Here is a 22,750-nt window from a genome sequence, read left to right on the forward strand (position 1 = left end):
GTGGGCGGTCTGAAAATCACCCGTTACGCCGCTCTCCGCACCCACCCCCTCCACCGCCCCCTCCCGCAGCGCGTCCCTCTCGCCTTGGTCGGGTGAGGGGGAGGGGGGTGGTTGCTGTGGGTGGGTGGGGGAGGGGGGTGGGTGCTGTGCGGGGGTGCGGGGGTGTGGGGGTGTGTGCCGGTTCGGTGACCGGGGTGTTGTGGGTGGGTTGCAGGCCGGGGGGTGGGGTGCCGGGGTGGGGTGGGGTGGTGGGAGGGTGGCGGGGGTTGAACGGGAGTGGGGGCGGCGGTGGGCGGACGGCTGGTGGGCGCGGCGGTGGCCGGGGTGCTGGTGTTCGGGGGCGGGGTGGCGGTGGCCGGTCCGGCCTCGGCGGTGCCGGTGGTGCGGCCGACGGCGTCGGCGTCGGCGGGGGTGGGGGGAACGGGCCCCGGGCGGGTGCACTCGGTGCGGACCGGGTTGAGGGCGCACCAGATCACCGAGCACTCCGCCGTTGCGCGGCACAAGCGCAAGGCCCGGCGCAGTGTGGTCGGCCGGGCGCTCGACGCGCTGTTCGGCTGGTTCGCCCTCGCCGCGCTGGGGGTGCTGCTGGTCGTGGTGCTGCTGGTGTACGCGCTCAGGCGTCGGCGGCAGGCGGGTTGAGGGCCCGTAGGGCGGCGTCGACCAGGCGGTCGGCGTGCTCGTGGGTGAGCGGGCCGATCCGGTACTGCCAGCGGTAGTAGATCGGGCCGTAGAGCAGTTCGACGGCGAGGTCGAGGTCGGCGTCGGGGGCGAGTTGGCCGGCCTCGCGGGCGGTGCGGAAGCGGTCGCGGGTGACCTCCAGCAGCGGGTCCAGCAGCCGGGTGCGGTACTCGGCGTGCAGCGCCGGGTCGTTGAGGATCTCGGCGATGATGGCGCGGTAGGTGCGGTCGGTGCCCGGGTCGGTGAGTTCGTCGCTGGTGGGGCGCAGGACGGCCCGTAGGTCGGCGGCGAGGTCGCCGGTGTCGGGGAGCGCCAGGCCGCCCTCGTGCTGGTTGGCGGCGAGGAAGGCGTCGAAGACGACGGCTCCCTTCGAGGGCCACCACCGGTAGATGGTCTGTTTGCCGACCCCGGCCCGGGCGGCGATCGCCTCGATGGTCAGCTTGCCGTAGCCGATCTCGGCGATGAGTTCGGTGGCGGCGGCGAGGACGGCGGCGCGGGAGCGCTCGCTGCGGCGGGCGGGGTCGGGGGCGGTTCTGGAGGCCATGGGGAAAAGTCTATGCGCAATGGCTAGACGAGACGTATCGTCTTGCCATGCCCGATGGCGAGACGGTCCGTCTCGTCTCATTCGCCGTTCCCGGAGGTTCTCATGACCCGCCCCCGCCCCGCACACATCCTGATGGTCTCCGTCCCGGCGCACGGGCACGTCAATCCCGGCCTCGCGGTGATCGCCGAACTGGTCGCCCGGGGCCACCGGGTCAGCTACGTCAACGACCCGTCCTTCCGGGAGGTCGTCGAGTCCACCGGCGCGGTGTTCGTCCCCTATCCGAGTGCGCTGCCGCTCGCCGACGACCCGGCCGGCTGGCCGGCGGACCCGGTGGCGATCCAGGACGTGTTCCTGGACGACGCGCTGTCGATGTGGTCCGTACTGCTGGAGAACTTCGAGGGCGACCGGCCCGACCTGGTGCTCTACGACATCGCGGGCTTCGCCGGGCGGGCGCTCGGTGAGCGGCTGGGCGTGCCGGTGGTGCAGCTGTCCTCCAGCTTCGTCGGCTGGGACGGCGTGGAGGAGGACCTGGCCGAGGTCTTCGAGGCGATCCGCAACGGCCCCGGCGGTTCCGAGCACTACCGCCGGTTCGGGGCGTGGCTGGCCGGGGCCGGCGCGGTGGAGCGCGACGTGGAGGCCTTCAAGAACCGCCCGGAGCGGTGTGTCGCGCTCGTCCCGCGCGCGCTCCAGCCCCATGCGGACCGGGTCGACGGGCGCCGGTTCGACTTCGTCGGCCCCTGCTTCGGCGACCGCTCCCACCAGGGGCGGTGGGAGCGCCCGGCGGACGCCGAGAAGGTGCTGCTGGTCTCGCTGGGCTCGGCCTTCACCGATCGGCCGGCCTTCTACCGGGCCTGCGTCGAGGCCTTCGGCGACCTGCCGGGCTGGCACGTGGTGCTCCAGATCGGCAAGCACACCGACCTGGCGGAGTTGGGGGACGTGCCGGACGCCGTGGAGGTGCACCGGTGGGTGCCGCAACTGTCGGTGCTCGCCCAGGCGGACGCCTTCGTCACCCACGCGGGGATGGGCGGCTCCAGTGAGGGGCTGTTCCATGCCGTGCCGATGATCGCGGTGCCGCAGGCCGTCGACCAGTTCGCCAACGCGGACGCGTTGGAGGGGCTCGGTGTCGCCCGTCGGCTGGATACGGGGGCGGCCACCGCGGCGGCGCTGCGGGGCGCGTTGCTGGAGCTGGTCGGGGATCCGGCGGTGGGGGAGCGGCTGGCGGTGCTGGCCGCCGCGGGTCGGGCCGAGGGCGGTACGGCGCGGGCGGTGGACCTGATCGAGGCCGAGTTGAAGGGGTAGGGCGGGCGGGGGTGCCCCGGGCGTGCGGTCCGGATCCGGGCGGCGGAGAATCCGCACAGCGGAGAATCCGGATGGCGAGCAGCTGTTGTCATATCTTCATTCACCTGGTGTGATTGTGTATATGGATATGCACAGTGCTGTGGCCCCCGACGCTCCGCTGGTCCAGGTCGGCAAGGCCGACGTCAGTGCGGAGGACGTACTGGCCGTCGCCCGGGGCAACGCCCGGGTCGAGATCGGCCCCGACGCGCTCGCCGAGATGGCGGTCGCCCGCGCCCGGATCGACGCCCTCGCGGCCGAACCGCGCCCCGTCTACGGCGTGTCGACCGGCTTCGGCGCTCTCGCCGTCCGGCACATCAGCCCCGAGCTGCGCGCCCAGCTGCAGCGCTCGCTGGTGCGCTCGCACGCCGCCGGGATGGGCCCGGCCGTCGAGCGCGAGGTGGTCCGCGCGCTGATGTTCCTGCGGATGAAGACCCTGGCCTCCGGCCGTACCGGCGTCCGGCCGCTGGTCGCCCAGACCATGGCCGCCCTGCTGAATGCGGGCATCACCCCGGTCGTGCGGGAGTTCGGCTCGCTCGGCTGCTCCGGTGACCTCGCGCCGCTGTCGCACTGTGCCCTGGTGCTGATGGGCGAGGGCACCGCCACCGGCCCGGACGGCGAGGAGAAGCCGGTCGCCGAACTGCTCGCCGCCGCCGGGATCGAGCCGGTCGAGCTGCTGGAGAAGGAGGGCCTGGCCCTCATCAACGGCACCGACGGCATGCTCGGCATGCTGGTGATGGCCATCGCCGACCTCCAGCGGCTGTTCACCACCGCCGACATCACCGCCGCGATGAGCCTGGAGGCGCTGCTCGGCACCGACAAGGTGCTCGCCCCCGAGCTGCACGCCCCGATCCGCCCGCACCCGGGCCAGGCGCTCAGCGCCGCCAACATGCTCGCCGTGCTCAAGGACTCCGGCCTCACCGGCCATCACCAGGACGACGCGCCGCGCGTCCAGGACGCCTACTCGATCCGCTGCGCCCCGCAGGTCGCCGGGGCCGGCCGGGACACCCTGGCGCACGCCCAGCTGGTCGCCTCGCGCGAGCTCGCCGCCTCGGTGGACAACCCGGTGGTGCTGCCGGACGGCCGGGTGGAGTCCAACGGCAACTTCCACGGCGCACCGGTCGCCTACGTGCTGGACTTCCTCGCCATCGCCGCCGCCGACCTCGGCTCGATCTCCGAGCGCCGCACCGACCGGCTGCTCGACAAGGCCCGCTCGCACGGCCTGCCGGCCTTCCTGGCCGACGACCCCGGCGTGGACTCCGGCCTGATGATCGCCCAGTACACCCAGGCGGCGCTGGTCAGCGAGAACAAGCGGCTCGCCGTCCCGGCCTCGGTCGACTCGATCCCGTCCTCCGCGATGCAGGAGGACCACGTGTCGATGGGCTGGTCGGCCGCCCGCAAGCTGCGCCAGGCCGTCGACAACCTCGGCCGGATCCTCGCCGTCGAGCTGACCGCCTCGGCCCGCGCGCTGGAGATCCGTCAGCAGGCCGACACGGCCGGCCGGATCGCCCCGGCCACCGCGGCCGCGATGGCCGCCGCCCGCGAGGCGGGGGTCGGCGGGGCGGGCCGGGACCGCTTCCTCTCGCCGGACCTGGAGGCCGCCGCCGCGCTGGTCGCCTCCGGGGACCTGGTGCGGGCGGTGGAGCGGGTCACCGGGCCGCTGGCCTGAGACGGCAGCGGTGCGGGACGGCTGGGGCTCAGTCCCAGTCGTTCCGCGACCGGCGGTCGTTCCGCTCGTCGCGGTCGCGGCGGTTGCCCAGCGCGGCGGCGAAGTTGACCCCGACGATGCCCGCCCAGCAGGCCAGCAGTCCGGCGAAGCCGCCGCCGGCCGGGTTGCTCGCGATCGCGGTCAGCGGGATGCCCAGGGCCAGCGAGACCACCGCGAGCTTGTTGCCGGACCGGTTGGAGGACCAGCCGCGGTGGGGGCGGCCGTGGTGCCGGTCCCGGTGGTGGGACGGCTCGTAGTCGTCCAGCCGCGCGGCCACCGAGCGCTCCACCCGGGCGTCCAGGCGGGCGTCGAGGCGCTTCATGAAGGAGTCGAGGAGCTCGTCCTCGTACTCCTTGCCGAGTTCCTTGCGGGCCTGGAGGGTGGCGTCGAGGTCGCGCCGCAGTTCGTCCTGGCGAGTGTCCATGCCAGTAGCGTGGCGCCACCGCCGGGCCCGGTCCATCCGTTCGCGGGGGGAATCCGGGCGGGCTCAGGGAGAAATCAGGGTTACCCCGAGGCCGCACCCGGAACGTCCGCTCTTCGGTGCCTTCTGTCCGGCACGACGTCCGAACCGTGGGACGTCTCATGAAGCGTCCCGTCGTACGAGACGTCTTTGCCAGCGGCGGCACTCTGCTGCACAGTCGTCGTCCGAACCGCACGCATCCGGAGGTACCGCTGATGACCGCCACCGACGAGGCCGGCACCGTCGGTCCCTCCGCCCGGCTGCTCCAGCTGTTCGAGGGCCACCGGCTGACCCCCACCCAGCGGCGGATCGCCCACTCGCTGGTCCGGCACGCCAACGAGGCCCCGTTCCTGTCCAGCGTCGAGGTCGCCGAACTCGCCGGGGTCAGCCAGCCCTCCGTCACCCGCTTCGCCGTCGCCCTCGGGTACGACGGCTACCCGGCACTGCGCAAGCAGCTGCGCGAACTCGGCGCCGGCGAGCCCGCCGCGCCCGAGACCCCGGACGACGCGGTGCGCAACGAGCACCAGCAGGCCGTCCTCGCCGAGATCGCCCACCTGCGCCACCTCGCCGAGCTGCTCGCCGACCCCGAACCGATCACCCGGGCCGCCCGGCTGCTCGCCGCCTCCCGCCCGCTGCCGGTGCTCGGCCTGCGGGCCGCCTCGGCCCAGGCGCGCGGCTTCGCGTACTTCGCGGCCAAGGTCCACCCGGACATCCGGCTGCTGGACGAAGGCGGCAGCATGCTCGCCGACCGGCTGGAACAGGCCACCGCGGCGGGAGCCACCGCGCTGCTCTGCTTCGCGCTGCCGCGCTACCCGCGGGAGTTGATGGACGCCCTGGTGGTCGCCCGGGACTGCGGGCTGACCGTGCTCACCGTCGCGGACAGCGCCTTCTCGCCGGTCGCCAAGCTCTCCGACCTGATGCTGCCGGCCGCCGTCGGCACCGGGCTGGTCTTCGACACCGCCTGCGCGCCGATGATGCTCGGCCGGGTGCTGCTGCAGAGCATGTGCGACGAACTCCCGGGGGCGGAGGCCAGGTTGGAGGCGATCGAGCAGTCCGCGGCGGCCCGGGGCCTCTTCTTGGAGTAGGGCCCGGCCTGGAGTAGGCCCGGCCTGGAGTAGGCCCGGCCCGGAGTGGGCCCGGCCTGAGTGGGCCCGGCCCGGAAACAACGGCCGAAGGACTACTCGTCACGAAGCCGGGCATCCCCTAGTGCAGGGGGTGCCGCCCATGCGCGTGATCCACGAGATGAAGTTCGTCGCCCGCCTTGCCTCGGGCTCCGACGAATGGTCCTGCCCCGCCTGCGGACGCCGCGTCACCCTGCGGCGCCTGCCCGAACCCGAACTGACCGTCCTCGACCCGGGCGACGAGTCCGCCGTGCACGTCGGCGTCATCGAACCCGACGCCCGTGCGTCGGCGGCCGCCGAGAAGTACGGCCTCGGCCCGGTCCAGAACATCCCCCGCCCACCGACCCCGCCCGCCCCCGACGCCGCCGACCGCCGCTGGCTCGCCGAGATCGGCATCGACTGGGACGGCGACGAGGCGGCGTGAATCAGGCGCGGGGGGCGTAGAGCGGCAGATCAGAGGTGTCCAGCTCGGCGGGCAGCGGAGCGGGCAGCGGGACGGGCTCGCCGTACTTGCCGTGCAGGACGCCCTGGTACTCGCCGTCGCGAGGGTGCGTACGGAGGGTCCAGGTGCCCTTGCGGGGGTCAACCGCGAGCAGGACCGGTACACCCGCGATCGCGTACCAGCTGGTTTTGGCTGTGATGAGACTGACTCGCTCAGAGGTGGAGATGACCTCGATGGCGAGCTCGACGTCGTGCGGGTCGGCCAGCCACTCGTCGTCGTCCTCCCAGTCGCGGGGCAGGACGACGAGGTCGGGTGTGGCGTAGTCCTCCGCATTGTCGGGCATGGTGATCGACGAGACCTCGTAGGCGCCCAGGCTTTCGGGGAGTCCGGCGTCGAGTTGGCGGGATAGGCGCTTGGTGGTCCCTGCGTGCTTGCCGCGAGGAGTCGGGGACATCACCAGGGTTCCTCCGATGATCTGGACGCGAAGTCCGGTGCTGCGCTCGATCTCCTCCGCCACGTCCCGGAGTCTGCCGGGCCGCACGCTGATGGCCGTCATCGTGTCCTCCGCTCCCTGGTACTGGGCCGAGTGGCTGGTGTTCGCCCGGGTTCAGGCTAGCGCGCCAAGTCGGCCGGTGCCGTTGCTGATCGGATTGTTTCGGGGTCTGGTCGAAAGCCGGTTGTCTAGTTATATTCAGTCGAGCAGAACTTGAATGAATCCATCCGCAGGGAGGCCGGGACATGGTGCAGCAGCAGACGAGCGGGCCGCGCGAGGTGCGTGCGGCGCGCGGGACGGGGCTCACGACGCAGGGGTGGCAGCAGGAGGCTGCCCTGCGGATGCTCATGAACAACCTCGACCCCGAGGTGGCCGAGCACCCGTCGAAGCTGGTGGTGTACGGCGGCACCGGAAAGGCCGCGCGGGACTGGCGCTCCTTCGACGCCATGGTGAGGACGCTGCAGGGGCTCAAGCAGGACGAGACCATGCTGGTCCAGTCCGGGCGGCCGGTCGGCGTCATGCAGACCCACGAGTGGGCGCCGCGCGTGCTCATCGCCAACTCCAACCTGGTCGGCGACTGGGCCAACTGGGAGGAGTTCCGCCGGCTGGAGAGCCTCGGGCTCACCATGTACGGCCAGATGACCGCCGGCTCCTGGATCTACATCGGCACCCAGGGCATCCTCCAGGGCACCTACGAGACCTTCGCCGCCGTCGCCAACAAGCGCTTCAACGGCAGCCTGGAAGGCACCATCACCCTCACCGCCGGCCTCGGCGGGATGGGTGGCGCCCAGCCGCTGGCCGTCACCATGAACGGCGGCGTGGCGATCTGCATCGACTGCGACCCGTCCCGGATCTCCCGCCGGATCGAGCATCGCTACCTGGACGTCGAGGCCAAGGACCTGGGCCACGCGCTGGAGCTCGCCACCGCCGCCCGCGACAAGAAGCAGCCGCTCTCCATCGGCCTGCTGGGCAACGCCGCCGAGCTCTTCCCGCAGCTGCTCGCGATGGACGCCCCGATCGACATCGTCACCGACCAGACCAGCGCCCACGACCCGCTGAGCTACCTGCCGGTCGGCGTCGCCTTCGACGACATGGCCGACTACGCGGCCGCCAAGCCCGCCGAGTTCACCCAGCGCTCGCGCGAGTCGATGGCCGCCCACGTCGAGGCCATGGTCGGCTTCCTGGACCGCGGCGCCGAGGTCTTCGACTACGGCAACTCGATCCGCGGCGAGGCCCAGCTGGCCGGCTACGACCGCGCCTTCGCCTTCCCCGGCTTCGTCCCGGCGTACATCCGCCCGCTGTTCTGCGAGGGCAAGGGCCCGTTCCGCTGGGCGGCCCTGTCCGGTGACCCGCAGGACATCCACAAGACCGACAAGGCCGTCCTCGACCTCTTCCCGGAGAACGAGTCGCTGGCCCGCTGGATCAAGCTGGCCCAGGAGAAGGTGCACTTCCAGGGCCTGCCCGCGCGCATCTGTTGGCTCGGCTACGGCGAGCGCGACAAGGCCGGCGAGCGCTTCAACGACATGGTGGCCTCCGGCGAGCTGTCCGCGCCGATCGTGATCGGCCGCGACCACCTGGACTGCGGTTCGGTGGCCTCCCCGTACCGCGAGACCGAGGCGATGCTGGACGGCTCGGACGCGATCGCCGACTGGCCGCTGCTCAATGCCATGGTCAACGTCGCCTCCGGCGCCTCCTGGGTGTCCATCCACCACGGCGGCGGCGTCGGCATCGGCCGCTCGATCCACGCCGGCCAGGTCACCGTGGCCGACGGTACGGCGCTCGCGGGCGAGAAGATCCGCCGGGTCCTCACCAACGACCCGGGCATGGGCGTCATCCGGCACGTGGACGCCGGCTACGACCGTGCCGTCGAGGTCGCCGACGAGCGTGGCGTGCGCGTTCCCATGGGTGAACTGTGACCTCTACGTTCAACGAGATGTGGGCGGAGCTGCTCCCCGTGGGCCGCTCCGCCGCCTCCGGCGGCTACCGCCGCTTCGCCTGGAACTCCGCCGACGCCGAGTGCCGCGCCTGGTTCGAGCAGCAGGCCCGCGACCGCGGCCTGACGTACGAGCTGGACCGCAACGGCAACCAGTGGGCCTGGCTGGGCGACCCGCACGGCCAGGGCGCGGTCGTCACCGGCTCGCACCTGGACTCCGTCCCGGACGGCGGCGCCTACGACGGCCCGCTCGGGGTGGTCTCCTCCTTCGCCGCGCTGGACGAACTGCGCGCCAGGGGAGCGGAGTTCACCAAGCCGCTGGCGATCGTCAACTTCGGTGACGAGGAGGGCGCCCGGTTCGGCGTGGCCTGCATCGGCTCCCGGCTGACCGCCGGGCTGCTGTCCCGCAGGGCCGCGTACGAGCTGCGCGACGCCGACGGCCTGCGCCTGCCCGACGCGATGGAGAAGGCCGGCTACGACCCGACCGCGATCGGCGCGGACGAGGAACGGCTGTCCCGGATCGGCGCCTTCGTCGAACTCCACGTCGAGCAGGGCCGCTACCTCACCGAGGAGCAGCCGGTCGGCGTGGCCGGGGCGATCTGGCCGCACGGCCGCTGGCGCTTCGACTTCCACGGCGAGGCCAACCACGCGGGCACCACCCGGATCGAGGACCGCCGCGACCCGATGCTGACGTACGCCAACACCGTGCTCGCCGCCCGCAAGAAGGCGAAGCTGGCGGGCGCGCTGGCCACCTTCGGCAAGGTCGCGGTGGAGCCCAACGGCACCAACGCGATCGCCTCGCTGGTGCGCGGCTGGCTGGACTCCCGGGCCGCCGACGAGCGGACGCTGACCGAGCTGGTCGCCGAGATCGAGCGGGCGGCCGCCGAGCGCGGTGAGCGCGACGGCGTCCGGGTCGAGCTGACCCGCGAGTCGTACACCCCCGTGGTGGACTTCGACGGCCCGCTGCGCGACCGGCTCGCCAAGCTGCTCGAAGCCCCGGTGCTGCCCACCGGCGCGGGACACGACGCCGGGATCCTGGCGTCCGCGATCCCGACCGCCATGCTGTTCGTGCGCAACCCCACCGGGGTCTCGCACTCCCCGGCCGAGCACGCCGAGGAGGCCGACTGCCTGGCCGGGGTCTCCGCCCTCGCCGACGTACTGGAGGACCTGGCGTGTCAGTGACCCCTTCGGTCAGCTACTGGGCGGAGCACGCCTGGCTGCCGCACCACAACGGGCCGGTGGTCGAGCCGGACGTGCTGATCGTGGTCGGCGCCGACGGGCGGATCGCTCGGGTGGAGCCGGACAGCGGGCCCTGCCCGCCCGGCGCCGTCCGGCTCGACGGACTGCTGCTGCCCGGCCAGGCCAACGCCCACTCGCACGCCTTCCACCGGGCGCTGCGCGGGCACGTCCAGGTCGGCTCCGGGACCTTCTGGACCTGGCGCGACACCATGTACCGGTTCGCTGGCGCGCTCGACCCGGACAGCTACCTGGCGCTCGCCACCGCCGTCTACGCCGAGATGGCGCTCGCCGGGATCAGCGCCGTCGGCGAGTTCCACTACCTGCACCACGCGCCCGGCGGCGCCCGCTACACCGACCCGAACGCGATGGGCGAGGCGCTGATCGAGGCGGCGGGCCGGGCCGGCATCCGGATCACCCTGCTGGACACCTGCTACCTGTCGGCCGGCTTCGGGGCCGAGCCCACCCACCCGCAGCTGCGGTTCAGCGACGGCGACGCCGAGGCCTGGGCCGCCCGCGCGGACGCGCTCAAGCCGCGTGAGCACGCCCGAATCGGGGCCGCCATCCACTCCGTCCGGGCCGTCCCGGCCGAGCAGTTGGGCACCGTCGCGCACTGGTCGGCGATGCGCCAGGCGCCGCTGCACGTCCACCTGTCCGAGCAGACCGCCGAGAACGACGCCTGCCTCGCCGCGCACGGCGTCACCCCGACCCGGCTGCTCGCCGACCACGGCGCGCTCGGCCCGCGCACCTCGGCCGTGCACGCCACCCACCTCACCGACGAGGACGTCGAGCTCCTCGCGGACTCGGGGACGACCGTCTGCATGTGCCCCACCACCGAGCGGGACCTCGCCGACGGCATCGGCCCGGCCCGCCGGCTCGCCTCGGCGGGCAGCCCGATCTCCCTGGGCAGCGACAGCCACGCGGTGATCGACCCGTGGGAGGAGGCCCGGGCGCTGGAGCTGGACGAGCGGCTGCGGACGCGGACGCGCGGCCACTGGACGGCAAACGGGCTGCTGCGGGCGGGTGGGGAGGACGGCCACGCCTCGCTCGGCTGGCCCGAGGCGGGGAGGATCGAGGCCGGGGCGCTCGCCGACTTCACGGCGATCGCGCTGGACTCGGTGCGGACGGCCGGGCCGCCTGCGCGGCTGGGCGCCGAGATCGCGGTGTTCGCGGCCTCGGCGGCGGACGTCCGGCACCTGGTCGTCGGCGGGCGGCACGTCGTCCGGGACGGCGTGCACCAGCTGGTGGCCGACGTGCCGGGGGCGCTGCGGGCTGCCATCGGCGCGCTGGACTACTGAGCCCGTTTCAATCCCCTTAGGAAGGCGTTGTCTTGAGCACCAGGACCACCTTGATCACGGGCATCGGCAGCCTGGTCACCAACGACCCCGGGCAGGGCGGCGGGCCGCTCGGCCTGCTGAGCGATGCGGCCGTGGTCATCGACGGCGGCATGGTTGCGTGGGTCGGCCCGGCCGCGCAGGCCCCGGCGGCGGACGAGCGCTTCGACGCCGAGGGCCGGGCGCTGCTGCCCGGCTTCGTCGACTCGCACGCCCACCTGGTGTTCGCGGGGGACCGGACCGCCGAGTTCAACGCCCGGATGTCCGGGCAGGCGTACTCGGCCGGGGGTATCCGGACGACGGTGGCGGCCACCAGGGCGGCTTCGGACGCCGAACTGGACGCCAACCTGGCCGGGTTCGTCCGGGAGGCGCTGCGCCAGGGCACCACCACCATCGAGTGCAAGTCCGGCTACGGGCTGACGGTCGAGGACGAGGCCCGGGCTCTGCGGATCGCGGCCGCCCACACGCCGGAGACGACGTACCTGGGCGCGCACATCGTGGCCCCCGAGTACGCCGAGGACCCGGCCGGGTACGTCGAGCTGGTGACGGGGGAGATGCTCGACGCCTGTGCGCCGCACGCCCGTTGGGTGGACGTGTTCTGCGAGAAGGGCGCCTTCGACGGCGACCAGGCGCGGGCAGTGCTCACGGCGGGGATCGAGAAGGGCCTCACGCCTCGGGTGCACGCCAACCAGCTCACGTACGGGCCGGGCGTGCAGCTCGCGGTGGAGCTGGGGGCTGCGTCGGCTGATCACTGCACGCATTTGACGGACGAGGACGTGGCGGCGCTGGCCGGGTCGGCGACGGTCGCGACGCTGCTGCCGGGGGCGGAGTTCTCCACGCGGGCCGAGTACCCGAGCGGGCGGCGGCTGTTGGACGCGGGGGCGGTGGTGGCGCTGTCCACGGACTGCAACCCGGGGTCGAGTTTTACGAGTTCGATGGCGTTCTGCATCGCGGTCGCGGTGCGGGAGATGGGCATGACCCCGGACGAGGCGGTGTGGGCGGCCACGGCCGGTGGCGCCCACGCCCTGCGGCGGACGGACGTGGGGACGGTCGCGGTCGGCTCGCGGGCGGACCTGCTGCTGCTGGACGCGCCCTCGCACGTCCACCTGGCCTACCGCCCGGGCGTGCCGCTGACGGCCGCGGTCTGGCGCGCGGGCGTCCGCGAGGTCTAGGAAACCTGTAGACGGCCCCCGCGCCCCCGGGGTGGCGGGCGCGGGGGCTCTGCGTTAGGGCCCGTCTTCAATGCTGATCAAGTGATGATGGATCATGTTCGTCATAGTGCGTCATCATGAGCTCTTGGACGCCGAGTGGGCTGTGCTGTCACGATTCCTGCCTACTTCGAGGGTGGCCGGTCGTCCGCGCTCGGACGACCGGCTGGTGCTGAACGGGATCGTGTGGAAGCTGCGGACCGGCACGTCCTGGCGGGACGTGCCGGAGCGCTATGGCTCCTGGCAGACCTTGTACACGCGTTTCCGCGGGTGGGCGCTGGACGGCACGCTCTCTCGGATGCTCCACGCGATCCCGGCTGAGAAGGACACGGCCGGGGACATCGACTGGCTGGTGTCGGTCGACTCCATCATCGTGCAGGCCCACCAGCACACCCCAGGCGGCAGAAAGGGGTACCTGATCGGGACGAAGCGGGTGATCACGCCCTCGGCCGACCCTGCGGAGACCTGGGCACCACACTCCACCTGACCTGCGACGGGCGCGGCCGCCAACTCGGTTTCGTCCTGTCGGGCGGCAACACCAATGACTGCACCCGCCTCGAGGCCGCCCTGTTCGACCGTGACGTCTACCGGCTCCGCAACGTCGTCGAACCCTGCTTCAACTGCCTCAATCAATGGCGGGGCCTGGCCACCCGCTACGGCAAGACCAGCAAGTCCTACCAAGCCGCCGTCACCATCGCCTCAATCGTGCTCCGGATCTGATCTTTGAAGACGACTCCTAGCGGCGCAAGGACCGAGGTGGCGGTTGGTTGGTCAAGACGCCCCAGGACAGGCTGTCCGGCCCGGCGTTGCCAGGTCACAGAGGACAGTTGCCCGCCGTTCGTTCGGGCCCGATTCCCCGGGGCGAACGGAACCCGTCAAGCCCGTACCGCTCGCCACCATCGCCATGCACAGGTCCGTACGAGCGGGTTTGACCGAACCTGCCCGCCCCTGCAACTCGACAGCTGTCGGGGGACCCGACCGGAGTGGGCACCCTCGGCGATCCTGCGCACGCGATGCCTCTGCCGTTGCCGAGGGGCGGCCGGAACCAAGGTCGCATCGCTACTGTCCCATGAGAAGCTGGGCTGTTGATCCCACTTACGACCGAGGGGAGAGGTTCGTGGCAGAGGGATTCAAGGTGGATCTGGAAGCGTTGGACAACGCGGCCTCGGGCATCACGGACACCCTGGCAAAGCTGCACTTCAAGAAGGTCAGCGATCTCGACCACAAGAAAGAGGACATCGGGCACAGCCACCTAGCCGATGTCCTTGGGAAGTTCTGTACCCGCTGGGAGATCGGCGTCGAGAACCTGGCAAAGGACGCCACACAGGTCTCCCAACGCCTGAACGCGAGCGTGAAGGCCTATCGGGAGATGGAAGGGCAACTTGTCGGCCATCTTCACGGCACGCTGAGCCGCGACAGCGGCGACGACCCGGGGGCAAAGTAGTGGCCAAGGAGCTGGGGCAGACTGCTAGCGCGAACGATCTCGTCCCGGGAGACCCGGACGCGATCGCTTCGACCGCCGCCTGGCTCAAGAGCTATGGCGACACCCTCCACTCGACAGGCGAGGGGCTCAAGCGGATCGACACCGCTGATGGATGGTCAGGTGAGGCTGGCGAAGCGTTTCGAGGGGCCTTCAAGGGCGAGCCGCAGAAGTGGCTGGAAGCAGGTGACTGCTTTCATGATGCATCCACTGCTCTCACCGCCTATCAGACGACACTGACATGGGCCCAGGGGCAGGCCACGGATGCGATCCGTCAGTGGAACGAAGGCCAGGCCGCCACCGACAAGGCCAAGTCTGATCACCAAGACGCGGAGAAGAACGCCGGCCACGCGCTGCCCTTCACCGACCCGGGCGAGGCTACTCGGACAAATGCTCGACAAACACTCAGCACCGCGAGAAGTCAGGTGAAGAGTGCGGGCGACACGGCTGCCGACAAGATCGCCAAGGTTCGAGACAAGGCGCCAGAAGAGCCGGGTTGGCTCGACAAGGTAGGCGACTTCTTCTCCGACGCCGGGGACCTCCTCCTGGACGCCGGCAAGGTCGTCGTCGAGGATCTGGCCTCCGTGGGCAACGCCATGATCCACGACCCAGGCGCCTCACTCGAAATAGCGGGCGGTCTAGGGCTCGCGACTCTTGGGGCCGGCGGCGAGGTGTTGGGGTTCGGACTGGACATGACCGGTGTTGGCGCGGCGATCGGCGTGCCGGTAAACGTGGCCTCAGCGGGTGTCATCGCCACTGGTCTCAGCATCGCCGGCGTCGGCGCCAGCCAAATCGCCCAGGATGCGTTCGGGCCCGACCGGGTTCACATGGAGGGAAACGGCGGGGGTGGCGGAGGAAGCAGTTCGCCCAGTATGGAAACCCGGCCTTCGGGGTCACCCGACCCGAACGCCACCCCGGGAGGTCGCGTCACCCCCATCGAAAAGAGTGACGATGCGACGACGGTTCGCTCGATCACCCGGGAGAACGAGTCTGCTGACATCCTGGCAAAGAACGGCTACAAGGTCGAGCAGAACCCCAAGGTGCCTGGCGACAAGAACCCCGACTATCGCGTCGAGGGAGAAATCATGGACTGCTACGCGCCCACGACCGACAAACCTCGTGCCATCTCCCACAAGATTCAGGAAAAGGTGGACTCGGGCCAGGCTGACCGAATTATTCTGAATATGTCCGACACTCCGGTCGACATGGCTGCGATGCGAAAGCAGCTGAACGACTGGCCAGTCAATGGCCTCAAGGAGGTCAAAGTGATCGACAAGTCTGGCAACATAGTCCACCTCTACCCGTGACCCAACTGAGAAAGACGGCCGATATGGCTATTTCCTACAGCTTCGAATTGGCGACGCCACTCAGCGCCGGCGAGGTCGCGACGAACCTTGCGGCAGTCGTACAGGGACTGCGGCTGTCCGACGCATCAGCAGACGCCGACACGCTACTCGGCGACGGCGCACGGACGCTGAACGGCACTCGCATCCAGGTGATACCGAAGAGCCCAGCCCCATGGGGGGATCCGCTCATCGGAGGCCGTGTTTTCAGCCCGACCGTCGCGGTCATCTTCCGTCTCGACAAGATGGCCAATATCGCTGGCCAACAGGACGTCGTCGTTCGGCTTGCGGTCGAATTGTTGTTGAGGATTCCCGATGATGCGGTCCTTCACTATGACTTCGAGGAGATCTGGCTGACGCGCCGGGATGGTGGGCTGAGCATCAACGAACGTTCCGACCTCTGGCCCCAACACCGCCTCGCCATCCTCTCCCTGCCTTACCGTCGGCAGACCCAGGAGTTCGACTTCTCGGAGGAAGGCTGAAGGGTGCGTCCGTGACAAGGCACCTACGCGGGTCACGCACAAGCGGCTGAGCCTTTTATGCATTGGCTGCCCGCGAAGCTGATCGTGGGCCGCCAATGCCGCTCCAGATGAAGAACCGGTGAACCGGCAGCCTTCTGGCCACTGCGGCCACCGCACGTTGCCACCCGATCTGCCAAGAAATCGCACGTGTCCCAGGAGTAGGCCGAGGCCCGAGGCGCGGACGAGTGGCCGCCCGAACAGAAGAGCCCCCGACTCGGAAGGGTCGGGGGCTCTTCTATTGGAGGACAGCTCACGCGTCGCTGAACTCGCCGTCCACGGTGGCGTGGACGAACGTGGCCCACGCCTCGGAGGTGAAGCGCAGGCGGGGCCCGTCGGAGTCTTTGGAGTTGCGGACTATCCCCGGGCGACTGTCGTCGACTTCGATGAAGTCCCCGCCCTGTCCGTTGCTGTAACTACTCTTCCGTCACCGGGCAAGGTGTTTCCTCGGAGCGCATCGGTAAATCCTTTCATGCCGATCTGATCGCGGCCTCAGAGTCACCTGGAGAAAGGGAGTGAGCCCTGAACAGATCGTAGAGCCCCTGGCGGTGTAGGGCCCACGGCCCCCGGGTGGCGGGCGCGGGGCTCTTCGCTAGTCGAACTCGCCTGCTTTGGCGCCCTGGAGGAAGACGGCGAACTTGGCAGGCGTGGTGCGGACGATGACCTCACCATCGTCTGACTCACGGAGTTCGACCGCCCCATCGAGTGCTCGAACCTCAACGCAGTTGTTGTTCGCCTCACTGAAACTGGACTTCTGCCACTCGGTGCTACTCATACCTGTCGTTCATTTCCTTCATGATTGAGCGAATATGGTCTCGCGACTCGCTCTCCGGGAGTGCGACTGCTTCGATGCGCTCAAGGATTGCGCGGTAGCCCGCCAGCTGGGCGGGCGAGTCGAAGATGTGGGAGCCGTGTGACGAGTCGGCCTGGACGGTGTCCAGCTCCGGCACTGGCCCTTCCGCGTAGAGAAGGTTCTCGCTCGGGCCCGGGAAGTCGGCTGTGTCAAACGGGACTACTCGTAGTGAGATCCCCGGAAGCTCGGAGTCCTTGACGAGGGAGTCAAGCTGGCTTCTCAGTACTGTCGGTCCGCCGTACTGGATGCGCAGCGCTGCTTCGTGGACAAGCGCCAGATAGGGCGTCTCGCCGGACCGAAAGATCTGCTGTCTCCGCAGACGGAAGTTCATCCTGCGCTCGATTTCTCGGTCGGAGAGAGGTGTGAAACCTCTCGCGAACACTGCCGTGGCGTAGGAGCTCGTCTGGAGCTGTCCAGGGATGATGCCGATGGTGAAGCTCTTGAGTCGCTTGGCGTGACCTTCGATCTCGGCCACATCAATCGGCGCAGCTGAAAGTTCCTCCCGATACTCGTCCCACCAGGCCACGTTCCGCTCCCGGGTCATATCTGCGAGTGCTTCGACTAGAGGCGTGTTGACGCACATGCAGGCTTCCGCGATCTCGTTCAGGCGCTCCACGCTGACGGCTGACTTACCGTTCTCCATCTGGGTCACCAAGGCGGGGGTCACGCCGAGCAGGCCGGCGAGGTGACTGCCACCGAAACCGGCCTGCTCTCGCATCCGTCGAAGTTCGGCACCGAGCCGACGCTGACGAAGTGTCGGGATCCGGTTGGCCATGGCGTCCTCTCTGCGGGTACAGGCGCCAGTCTGCCGTGCAGTGCGTGCGCGCTGCCACCGGGCCCGGTACACGATCGGGGGAACGTTCGCGCAACCAGCTTAACTTTAAGGGCCAGTGCGCTATCGTCGCCTCAGCTCGATCCGACGGATCGTCAGTAATGCCTGCATCAAGGGCAGTAGGCGCCTGCTGCCCTCCCGCGCGCCGCAGAGCAGCCGCCGCCCCGGCCTGGCTCACGGCGACGTATCCGCCGTCTCCCCTCTCCCACACCACAGCCTCCCGGAGGTTCCCGTGTGCACCCGTAACACCCCCTCTCCCTCCCTCGTCCTCGTGCTTGCCCGGCAGGCCCTGCGGGACGCCCTGGCCCGCAGCGGCTGGAACCCGGACACCATCCACGACGCCGAACTCGCGCTCACCGAGCTGATCGTCAACGCCTGGCGGCACGGTGGCACCCCCGTGCCCGTCGTCTGGTTCTCCCTCCTCGGCCCCACCCTCCACGTCGCCGTCTCCGACGAGAGCGACGCCCTCCCCCAGCCCCGCACCCCCACCCACCTCGCCGAGACCGGACGCGGCCTCCAGCTGGTCGAGGGCCTCACCCACCGCTGGGGCGTCGACCCCCAGAAGTGCGGCAAGACCACCTGGTACCAGCTGGACGCCGCCTCGTGACCCGCGACCCCATCGCGCCCGACGACCCCCGCATGCGCGACTACACCGAACCCCAGATCACCACCCTGCTCGGCGAGTTGCACCGCCGCGGCCTCCCCCACGGCCTCCTCTGGGGCTCCGCCGCCCCCGGCGAGACCACCCTCGACGGCCGCATCCTCATCGACTTCGGCAACGCGCCCGTCAGCACCCTCCTCAACCTCCTCCACCTGCTCCGCGACCTGGAGCGCGACGAGGCCTGGCACCGGTGAACTACTTCATCGGCGCGATCCTCCTCGCCCTCCTCGCCCTCGCCCTCACCACCGTCGCCCTCGGCGCCATCGCCACCCTCAAGATCCAGCCCCCCGAGGACCGCGACTGAAACACGCGAAGGCCCCCGCCCACCCCGGGCGAGGGCCTCGCGGGCGACTGGCTAGGCGGCAGCCGACCGCGCGAGCGGGTGCCCGGGACGGGGTACGAGGGCGAGGCCGAGCAGGCAGCCTGCCACCAGGCCTGCGCCGTGGTTGTTCTGCAGGAGGCACAGCAGCATTCCCGCGGCAGGGATCAGGAGCACGTACCAGGTGTCCCGGAACGGTCGGCGCGGCGGGTTCGCGCCCAGCAGGCAGCTGACGGCCAGGGCGCCCAGCAGGGCGCAGACGGCCACCGAGTCGCCGCCGCCCTGGGTCGACCAGCCGGCGAGGCTGACCACGTGCGCCAGGATGCCGCCGACGAGGAAGACGACCAAGGTCCGCCACCACCCGAGGGCGGCCTCGGTGACGGCGCCGACCACGAGCAGGGCCGGCAGGTTGATCGCGATCTGCGTGATGCCCGAGGACTGCACCAGCAGCGCGCTCCCGGCTCGCCACCACTGCCCGTCCGACAGGGCGCCCGGTTGGCGCATCAGGTCGCCGACGACGGAGGGCACCGCGTACTGGACCACGGCCATCACCGCCATCACCGCGAACAGCGCGAGGGTGACCCAAGGGCGCCGCGCCAACGCCGCGCGGACCACGGCCAGCACTTCACCCGGCCCGGCGCCGCCGCCCGCGGGGCCACCGGTTCCGGAGCCGTTCGCCGGCCCGGCCAGCACCAGTGTCCGCACTCCCACGCTGACCACCACAGCGGCGCTCGCGTACAACCCGATCTCGTGCGGCGACATCGCCCATCCCCCCGTTCGAACAACTCGGGGCAACTCACCCCGTCAACGTGGCCCATCCTGGCAATCGGGCGCCGCCGCGCACCAGGCCCGATGATCACCGGATGCCCATGACAGCCGTCACAACGTGCAAGATCAGCGCGCCAGAACGAGTGGCCCGAGCCGGACGTGAAGCGCTTGCTGTCCGCCTTCGCGGGCGCCCGTGAGGACCCTGGGGACAGGGCCGCATCCCGCAGCTGACAGCGGCACAAAGCGAAGTGACAAGCGTGAAGATCACGAGGAGGATGTGCCCGGCTTCCTGCGCATGCGCAGGAAGCCTCCAGCATCCGATCCACAGGGGGGTCTTCCGTGCGCCAGCGTCATCTCGCCGGCCTTGCCATCGCCACCGTCACCGCACTGGGGGCCGGTTTGCCCGCCCCCGCGTCCGCGGTCGCCGACAGCACCACGCTGTTCGTCAACTCGGCCACGGGCTGTACCGATACGGGCAGCGGCTCCCAGGCCGCGCCGTTCTGCACCGTCCAGGCCGCCGTCGACGCCGCCCGGCCGGGCCAGACCGTCCAGGTGGCGGCGGCGAAGTACCGCGAGCAGGTCACGCTCAGCCACTCGGGAGAGCCGGGCCATCCGATCACCGTTCGGGGCGGCAACATTCGGAACGGCCAGAAGACACTGTCGTTCGTCGGAGTCAACCCGGGCGGGACGACCCCGGACTACGGCTTCGTCCTCAACGGTGTCCACGACGTCACGATCACGGGTTTCGGCATCGGGGGCGCCCTCGGATCCGTCCAGCTGAACGGCACCCAGCAGGTGACCCTGGACGGCAACATCATGGGCGGCGGATCGTCGTCGGGCCCGCAGACCGTCGGCGTCCACCTCAGCGGGACGGCCCAGGGCACCACGATCAGCCGGAACATCATCAAGGGCAGGCCCCACTTCGCCGTAGTCGTCGACGCGGGTGCGACCGGCACCGTGCTCACCACCAACGCCGTGGACAACCAGGCGGGCGGCGCCGGCATCCAGGTCACCGACGCCCCGGGGACGGTGATCACGAGCAACACCGTCAGCTCGGTCTGCGGCCCGGCCATCGGCCTGCTGGGCGACTCGTCCAGGGCCGTGGTCGAGAACAACGTCCTCGCCACCGCTGCCGACACCGGGCACAACGCCCCCGCCTGCGCCCCGGACCAGAGCACGGCGAAGCTCTCCGTCTCCACCGGCTCGGTACCGGGCACCGTCGCCGACTACAACCTGGCCGAACCCTTTGCCGACGGGCCGATCTACAGCTGGGCGGGCAGCAGCTACGCCACCGCGGCCGACTTCACCAAGGCCGTCCCGCAGCAGGGCGCCCACGACCTCACGACCGAAGCGCACTACAGCGGGAACGCCGACACGGAACTCCCCATCGGCTCCAACTCCGCCGCCGTCGACTCGGCCGACGCCGACGCACCCGGCGAGCTCAGCACCGACCTCTACGGCTACCAGCGGATCGACCACCCCTACGTCGCCAACACCGGTACCGGGTCGAAGATCTACGACCGGGGCGCATTCGAGTACACGACCTCGTCCCGCTTCATCCTGGTCGAGGGTCGGCCGTGGAAGATTCCGGCCGGGGCGTCGACCACCGTCGCGATCCGCGACCAGGAGACCTGGTCGCCGGTCGTCTCCTACACCATTGACTTCGGTGACGGAACCCCGACCGTGACGACCACGGAGCTCGCGGTCCAGCACACCTACCAGACCGCGGGTTCCTACCAGCCCACAGTCGTCGCCACTGAGCAGAACGGCGACACCACCACCAGTAACGGCACGGTGGAGGATGTCGTGCCGCCCGCCCCGCTCGTTCCCAAGCTGACGTTCTCGCCGGACGGAGTCCCGCTCGGGTACAGGATCTCGGGCTCCAGTTCCACGTCCGCGTGGTCGTTGACGGGCTTCACCGTCGACTTCGGCGACGGCAGCGCCCCCGTCGCCGCCGACGTCTTCGGAGACACCACCCACAGCTACGCCAACGAGGGCGACTACACCGTCACGCTGACCGTGACCGACGCGGGTGGCCGCAGCGAGCAGACCACGCAGCTCCTGCACGTCGCGTACCCGGCAGGCTCCTAGCCCCCGACGGCCGTGGTGCGGCTGCACTGGCCGTCGGCCGGTCGCTCGCCCCTTCGGCCCGGCGCAGGAAGTCGGCCCGGCTGACTTCCTGCGCAGCAGACGGGGTGCCGGTGGGGTGCCGGTGGGGTGCCTGCGGGGTTCGGGTGGGGCGTTAAGTCAGATGACCGATGTGGCGTGGCCCGGTGCGCTGGCAGCCTCTGCGGTGGGCCGTTCCGCGTCCGCCGGGGGCCACGCCCCGTGCGGGGTCGTCGTCGGAGCCGGGCCGCACCACGTCGTCACCACTCCGAGGCCCGCACGTCATCGCCGGGCTCACGGACCAGAAGGGCAGCAGCAGACATGACCGCACCACCCCGCACCCCACTGCACCGCCGCAGGGCCTCCGGGTTCGTCGCCGCGGTGACCGTCCTCCTCGCCGCGCTGGCCGCCGTCTTCGCGGGCACGGCCCCGGCCGGTGCGGTCACGCCCTGGCAGGAGACGAACCACAACGGCAGCACCCCCGACTCCCCGGCGATGGCGTTCTACGCGGGGAGCAACGTCGAGGTGATCCGGGGGCAGGACAACAACCTCTGGTTCAACGTCGACAACGGCGACTTCAACCACATCGGCGGCGTCACGTACGCCGCGCCGTCGATCACCGTGTTCCGCGGCGAGCTGTGGATCTGGCACACCGGCCAGAACGGCGACGTCTGGGGCCAGAACCTTGCCAACCCCGGTGAGTCCAACCACCGGCGCTGGTACTGGAACCGGCCCATCCAGTTCAGTACCCAGAACATCGGGGGCTCCGGTTCGGCCGGAAGTCCGACCCTGAGCCCGGCGGTCGCGGCCTCCCCGGACCTGCTGCACTTCATCGTGGTCGGCGCCAACGAGCGCATCTACCACGCGACCATGGGCGTGAACCGCAACTTCAGCCGCTGGACCGAACTGCCGGGCGGCGCCCGTACCGAGTCCGGGGCCGGCGCCTCGACCTCGCCCGACAACCGGCTGACGGTCGTCCACCGCGGCACCGACAACCGGATCTACCGCCAGGGTCTGAACGTCCTGTACTGGCAGTGGGACAACAACTGGCAGCAGGTCAGGAACACCTACACCAACGCCGCCCCGTCGGTCGCCTACAACTTCCACGACGGCCGGATGATCCTGGCCTGGCGCCAGGCCAGCTCCGGCCAGATCCTGGCCTCCGAGATCTCGACGACCTCCGCCGATTCGACGACCCCCCAGGGCGTGCCCAACGGCAACAACGTCACCAGCCCGTCGGCCCCGCGCGTGGACACCGAGCCGGACGGCGTCGGCCTGACCATCCGGGGCGGCAACTTCCTCGACGTCCGGGGCAACTACTACCGGAACAACATCGTCTACAACATCCACAACTACTACCCCAACTGACGCTTCTCCC

23 protein-coding genes and 1 pseudogene are annotated in these 22,750 nt (G+C 70.6%); 17 read left to right on the top strand and 7 right to left on the bottom strand.

Annotated elements, in window-relative coordinates; all coding sequences use genetic code 11:
• Positions 1-288: 288 nt before the first annotated feature.
• Entirely contained in the window at positions 289-639 is a 351-nt protein-coding gene (locus tag ACFV8H_RS29520; protein WP_380405969.1) for a hypothetical protein, read from the top strand.
• Here the strand turns inward: ACFV8H_RS29520 and ACFV8H_RS29525 are convergent.
• Entirely contained in the window at positions 614-1,222 is a 609-nt protein-coding gene (locus ACFV8H_RS29525; protein WP_380405972.1) for a TetR/AcrR family transcriptional regulator, read from the bottom strand. The two genes, ACFV8H_RS29520 and ACFV8H_RS29525, sit on opposite strands and share 26 nt — an antisense overlap.
• A 102-nt stretch (positions 1,223-1,324) precedes the next feature.
• Between ACFV8H_RS29525 and ACFV8H_RS29530 the strand changes: the two genes are divergently transcribed.
• Complete coding sequence (locus ACFV8H_RS29530; RefSeq protein WP_380405975.1) at positions 1,325-2,521, top strand: macrolide family glycosyltransferase; 1,197 nt, start codon at positions 1,325-1,327, stop codon at positions 2,519-2,521.
• 121 nt (positions 2,522-2,642) lie between these two features.
• A complete protein-coding gene (hutH, locus tag ACFV8H_RS29535; protein WP_380405977.1) occupies positions 2,643-4,226 on the top strand; it encodes a histidine ammonia-lyase in 1,584 nt (527 codons plus the stop codon).
• 28 nt (positions 4,227-4,254) lie between these two features.
• On the opposite strand, the gene ACFV8H_RS29540 is transcribed toward hutH, so the two are convergent.
• On the bottom strand, positions 4,255-4,689 hold the full coding sequence (locus ACFV8H_RS29540) for a hypothetical protein (protein WP_380405980.1): 435 nt from the start codon (positions 4,687-4,689) through the stop codon (positions 4,255-4,257).
• Positions 4,690-4,940: 251 nt separating this feature from the next.
• Between ACFV8H_RS29540 and ACFV8H_RS29545 the strand changes: the two genes are divergently transcribed.
• Positions 4,941-5,810, top strand: coding sequence for a MurR/RpiR family transcriptional regulator (locus ACFV8H_RS29545; RefSeq protein ID WP_360239715.1), 870 nt, complete (start codon positions 4,941-4,943; stop codon positions 5,808-5,810).
• A 139-nt stretch (positions 5,811-5,949) separates the two neighbouring features.
• Positions 5,950-6,270 carry a hypothetical protein gene (locus ACFV8H_RS29550; protein WP_380405982.1) on the top strand — a complete coding sequence of 107 codons (321 nt, stop codon included), beginning with the start codon at positions 5,950-5,952 and terminating at the stop codon, positions 6,268-6,270.
• 1 nt (position 6,271) lies between these two features.
• Here ACFV8H_RS29550 and ACFV8H_RS29555 read toward each other — a convergent pair whose 3' ends face one another.
• Positions 6,272-6,844, bottom strand: a complete 573-nt coding sequence (locus ACFV8H_RS29555; protein ID WP_380405984.1) for a Uma2 family endonuclease — start codon at positions 6,842-6,844, stop codon at positions 6,272-6,274.
• A gap of 182 nt (positions 6,845-7,026) precedes the next feature.
• Between ACFV8H_RS29555 and hutU the strand changes: the two genes are divergently transcribed.
• From hutU to ACFV8H_RS29595, 8 genes are all read left to right on the top strand, one after another.
• Entirely contained in the window at positions 7,027-8,697 is a 1,671-nt protein-coding gene (gene hutU, locus ACFV8H_RS29560) for a urocanate hydratase (RefSeq protein ID WP_380405986.1), read from the top strand.
• A gap of 17 nt (positions 8,698-8,714) precedes the next feature.
• Positions 8,715-9,896 (top strand): allantoate amidohydrolase, encoded by a 1,182-nt coding sequence (locus ACFV8H_RS29565; protein WP_375894818.1) that lies wholly within the window; start codon positions 8,715-8,717, stop codon positions 9,894-9,896.
• Positions 9,887-11,248: a formimidoylglutamate deiminase gene (locus tag ACFV8H_RS29570; protein ID WP_380405989.1), complete on the top strand. Its 1,362-nt coding sequence runs from the start codon at positions 9,887-9,889 to the stop codon at positions 11,246-11,248. Before ACFV8H_RS29565 ends, ACFV8H_RS29570 begins: the two co-directional genes overlap by 10 nt.
• Before the next feature lie 32 nt (positions 11,249-11,280).
• Positions 11,281-12,456, top strand: coding sequence for an imidazolonepropionase (gene hutI / locus ACFV8H_RS29575; protein ID WP_380405992.1), 1,176 nt, complete (start codon positions 11,281-11,283; stop codon positions 12,454-12,456).
• A 124-nt stretch (positions 12,457-12,580) separates the two neighbouring features.
• Complete coding sequence (locus ACFV8H_RS29580) at positions 12,581-12,979, top strand: transposase (protein WP_380405995.1); 399 nt, start codon at positions 12,581-12,583, stop codon at positions 12,977-12,979.
• Between the two features lie 630 nt (positions 12,980-13,609).
• Positions 13,610-13,936: a hypothetical protein gene (locus ACFV8H_RS29585; protein ID WP_375894760.1), complete on the top strand. Its 327-nt coding sequence runs from the start codon at positions 13,610-13,612 to the stop codon at positions 13,934-13,936.
• The gene (locus ACFV8H_RS29590; protein ID WP_380405998.1) at positions 13,936-15,279 is read left to right on the top strand and encodes a putative T7SS-secreted protein; all 1,344 of its coding nucleotides are present in this window, start codon (positions 13,936-13,938) and stop codon (positions 15,277-15,279) included. Before ACFV8H_RS29585 ends, ACFV8H_RS29590 begins: the two co-directional genes overlap by 1 nt.
• Before the next feature lie 23 nt (positions 15,280-15,302).
• Positions 15,303-15,797 carry a SitI3 family protein gene (locus ACFV8H_RS29595; protein WP_380406001.1) on the top strand — a complete coding sequence of 165 codons (495 nt, stop codon included), beginning with the start codon at positions 15,303-15,305 and terminating at the stop codon, positions 15,795-15,797.
• A 289-nt stretch (positions 15,798-16,086) separates the two neighbouring features.
• On the opposite strand, the pseudogene ACFV8H_RS29600 reads toward ACFV8H_RS29595, so the two are convergent.
• The 3 genes and pseudogenes from ACFV8H_RS29600 to ACFV8H_RS29610 all read right to left on the bottom strand — a co-directional run.
• Positions 16,087-16,248, bottom strand: a pseudogene (locus ACFV8H_RS29600) (DUF397 domain-containing protein); the annotation flags it as partial.
• Between the two features lie 177 nt (positions 16,249-16,425).
• A complete protein-coding gene (locus ACFV8H_RS29605) occupies positions 16,426-16,608 on the bottom strand; it encodes a DUF397 domain-containing protein (RefSeq protein ID WP_380406004.1) in 183 nt (60 codons plus the stop codon).
• On the bottom strand, positions 16,601-17,461 hold the full coding sequence (locus tag ACFV8H_RS29610) for a helix-turn-helix domain-containing protein (protein WP_380406007.1): 861 nt from the start codon (positions 17,459-17,461) through the stop codon (positions 16,601-16,603). The genes ACFV8H_RS29605 and ACFV8H_RS29610 overlap by 8 nt, the downstream gene beginning before the upstream one ends.
• Positions 17,462-17,750: 289 nt before the next feature.
• Between ACFV8H_RS29610 and ACFV8H_RS29615 the strand changes: the two genes are divergently transcribed.
• Complete coding sequence (locus ACFV8H_RS29615) at positions 17,751-18,125, top strand: ATP-binding protein (RefSeq protein WP_380406010.1); 375 nt, start codon at positions 17,751-17,753, stop codon at positions 18,123-18,125.
• Positions 18,122-18,373, top strand: a complete 252-nt coding sequence (locus ACFV8H_RS29620; RefSeq protein ID WP_380406013.1) for a hypothetical protein — start codon at positions 18,122-18,124, stop codon at positions 18,371-18,373. Before ACFV8H_RS29615 ends, ACFV8H_RS29620 begins: the two co-directional genes overlap by 4 nt.
• Before the next feature lie 161 nt (positions 18,374-18,534).
• On the opposite strand, the gene ACFV8H_RS29625 is transcribed toward ACFV8H_RS29620, so the two are convergent.
• Positions 18,535-19,260: a rhomboid family intramembrane serine protease gene (locus ACFV8H_RS29625; protein ID WP_380406016.1), complete on the bottom strand. Its 726-nt coding sequence runs from the start codon at positions 19,258-19,260 to the stop codon at positions 18,535-18,537.
• Between the two features lie 345 nt (positions 19,261-19,605).
• On the opposite strand from ACFV8H_RS29625, the gene ACFV8H_RS29630 reads away from it, so the two are divergent.
• Positions 19,606-21,357, top strand: a complete 1,752-nt coding sequence (locus tag ACFV8H_RS29630; RefSeq protein ID WP_380406019.1) for a PKD domain-containing protein — start codon at positions 19,606-19,608, stop codon at positions 21,355-21,357.
• A gap of 336 nt (positions 21,358-21,693) precedes the next feature.
• Positions 21,694-22,740 carry a hypothetical protein gene (locus ACFV8H_RS29635; RefSeq protein ID WP_380406021.1) on the top strand — a complete coding sequence of 349 codons (1,047 nt, stop codon included), beginning with the start codon at positions 21,694-21,696 and terminating at the stop codon, positions 22,738-22,740.
• The last annotated feature ends 10 nt before the right edge of the window (positions 22,741-22,750 follow it).

Origin of the sequence: Kitasatospora sp. NPDC059827 (assembly GCF_042731675.1) — a bacterium.
GTDB lineage: Bacteria > Actinomycetota > Actinomycetes > Streptomycetales > Streptomycetaceae > Kitasatospora.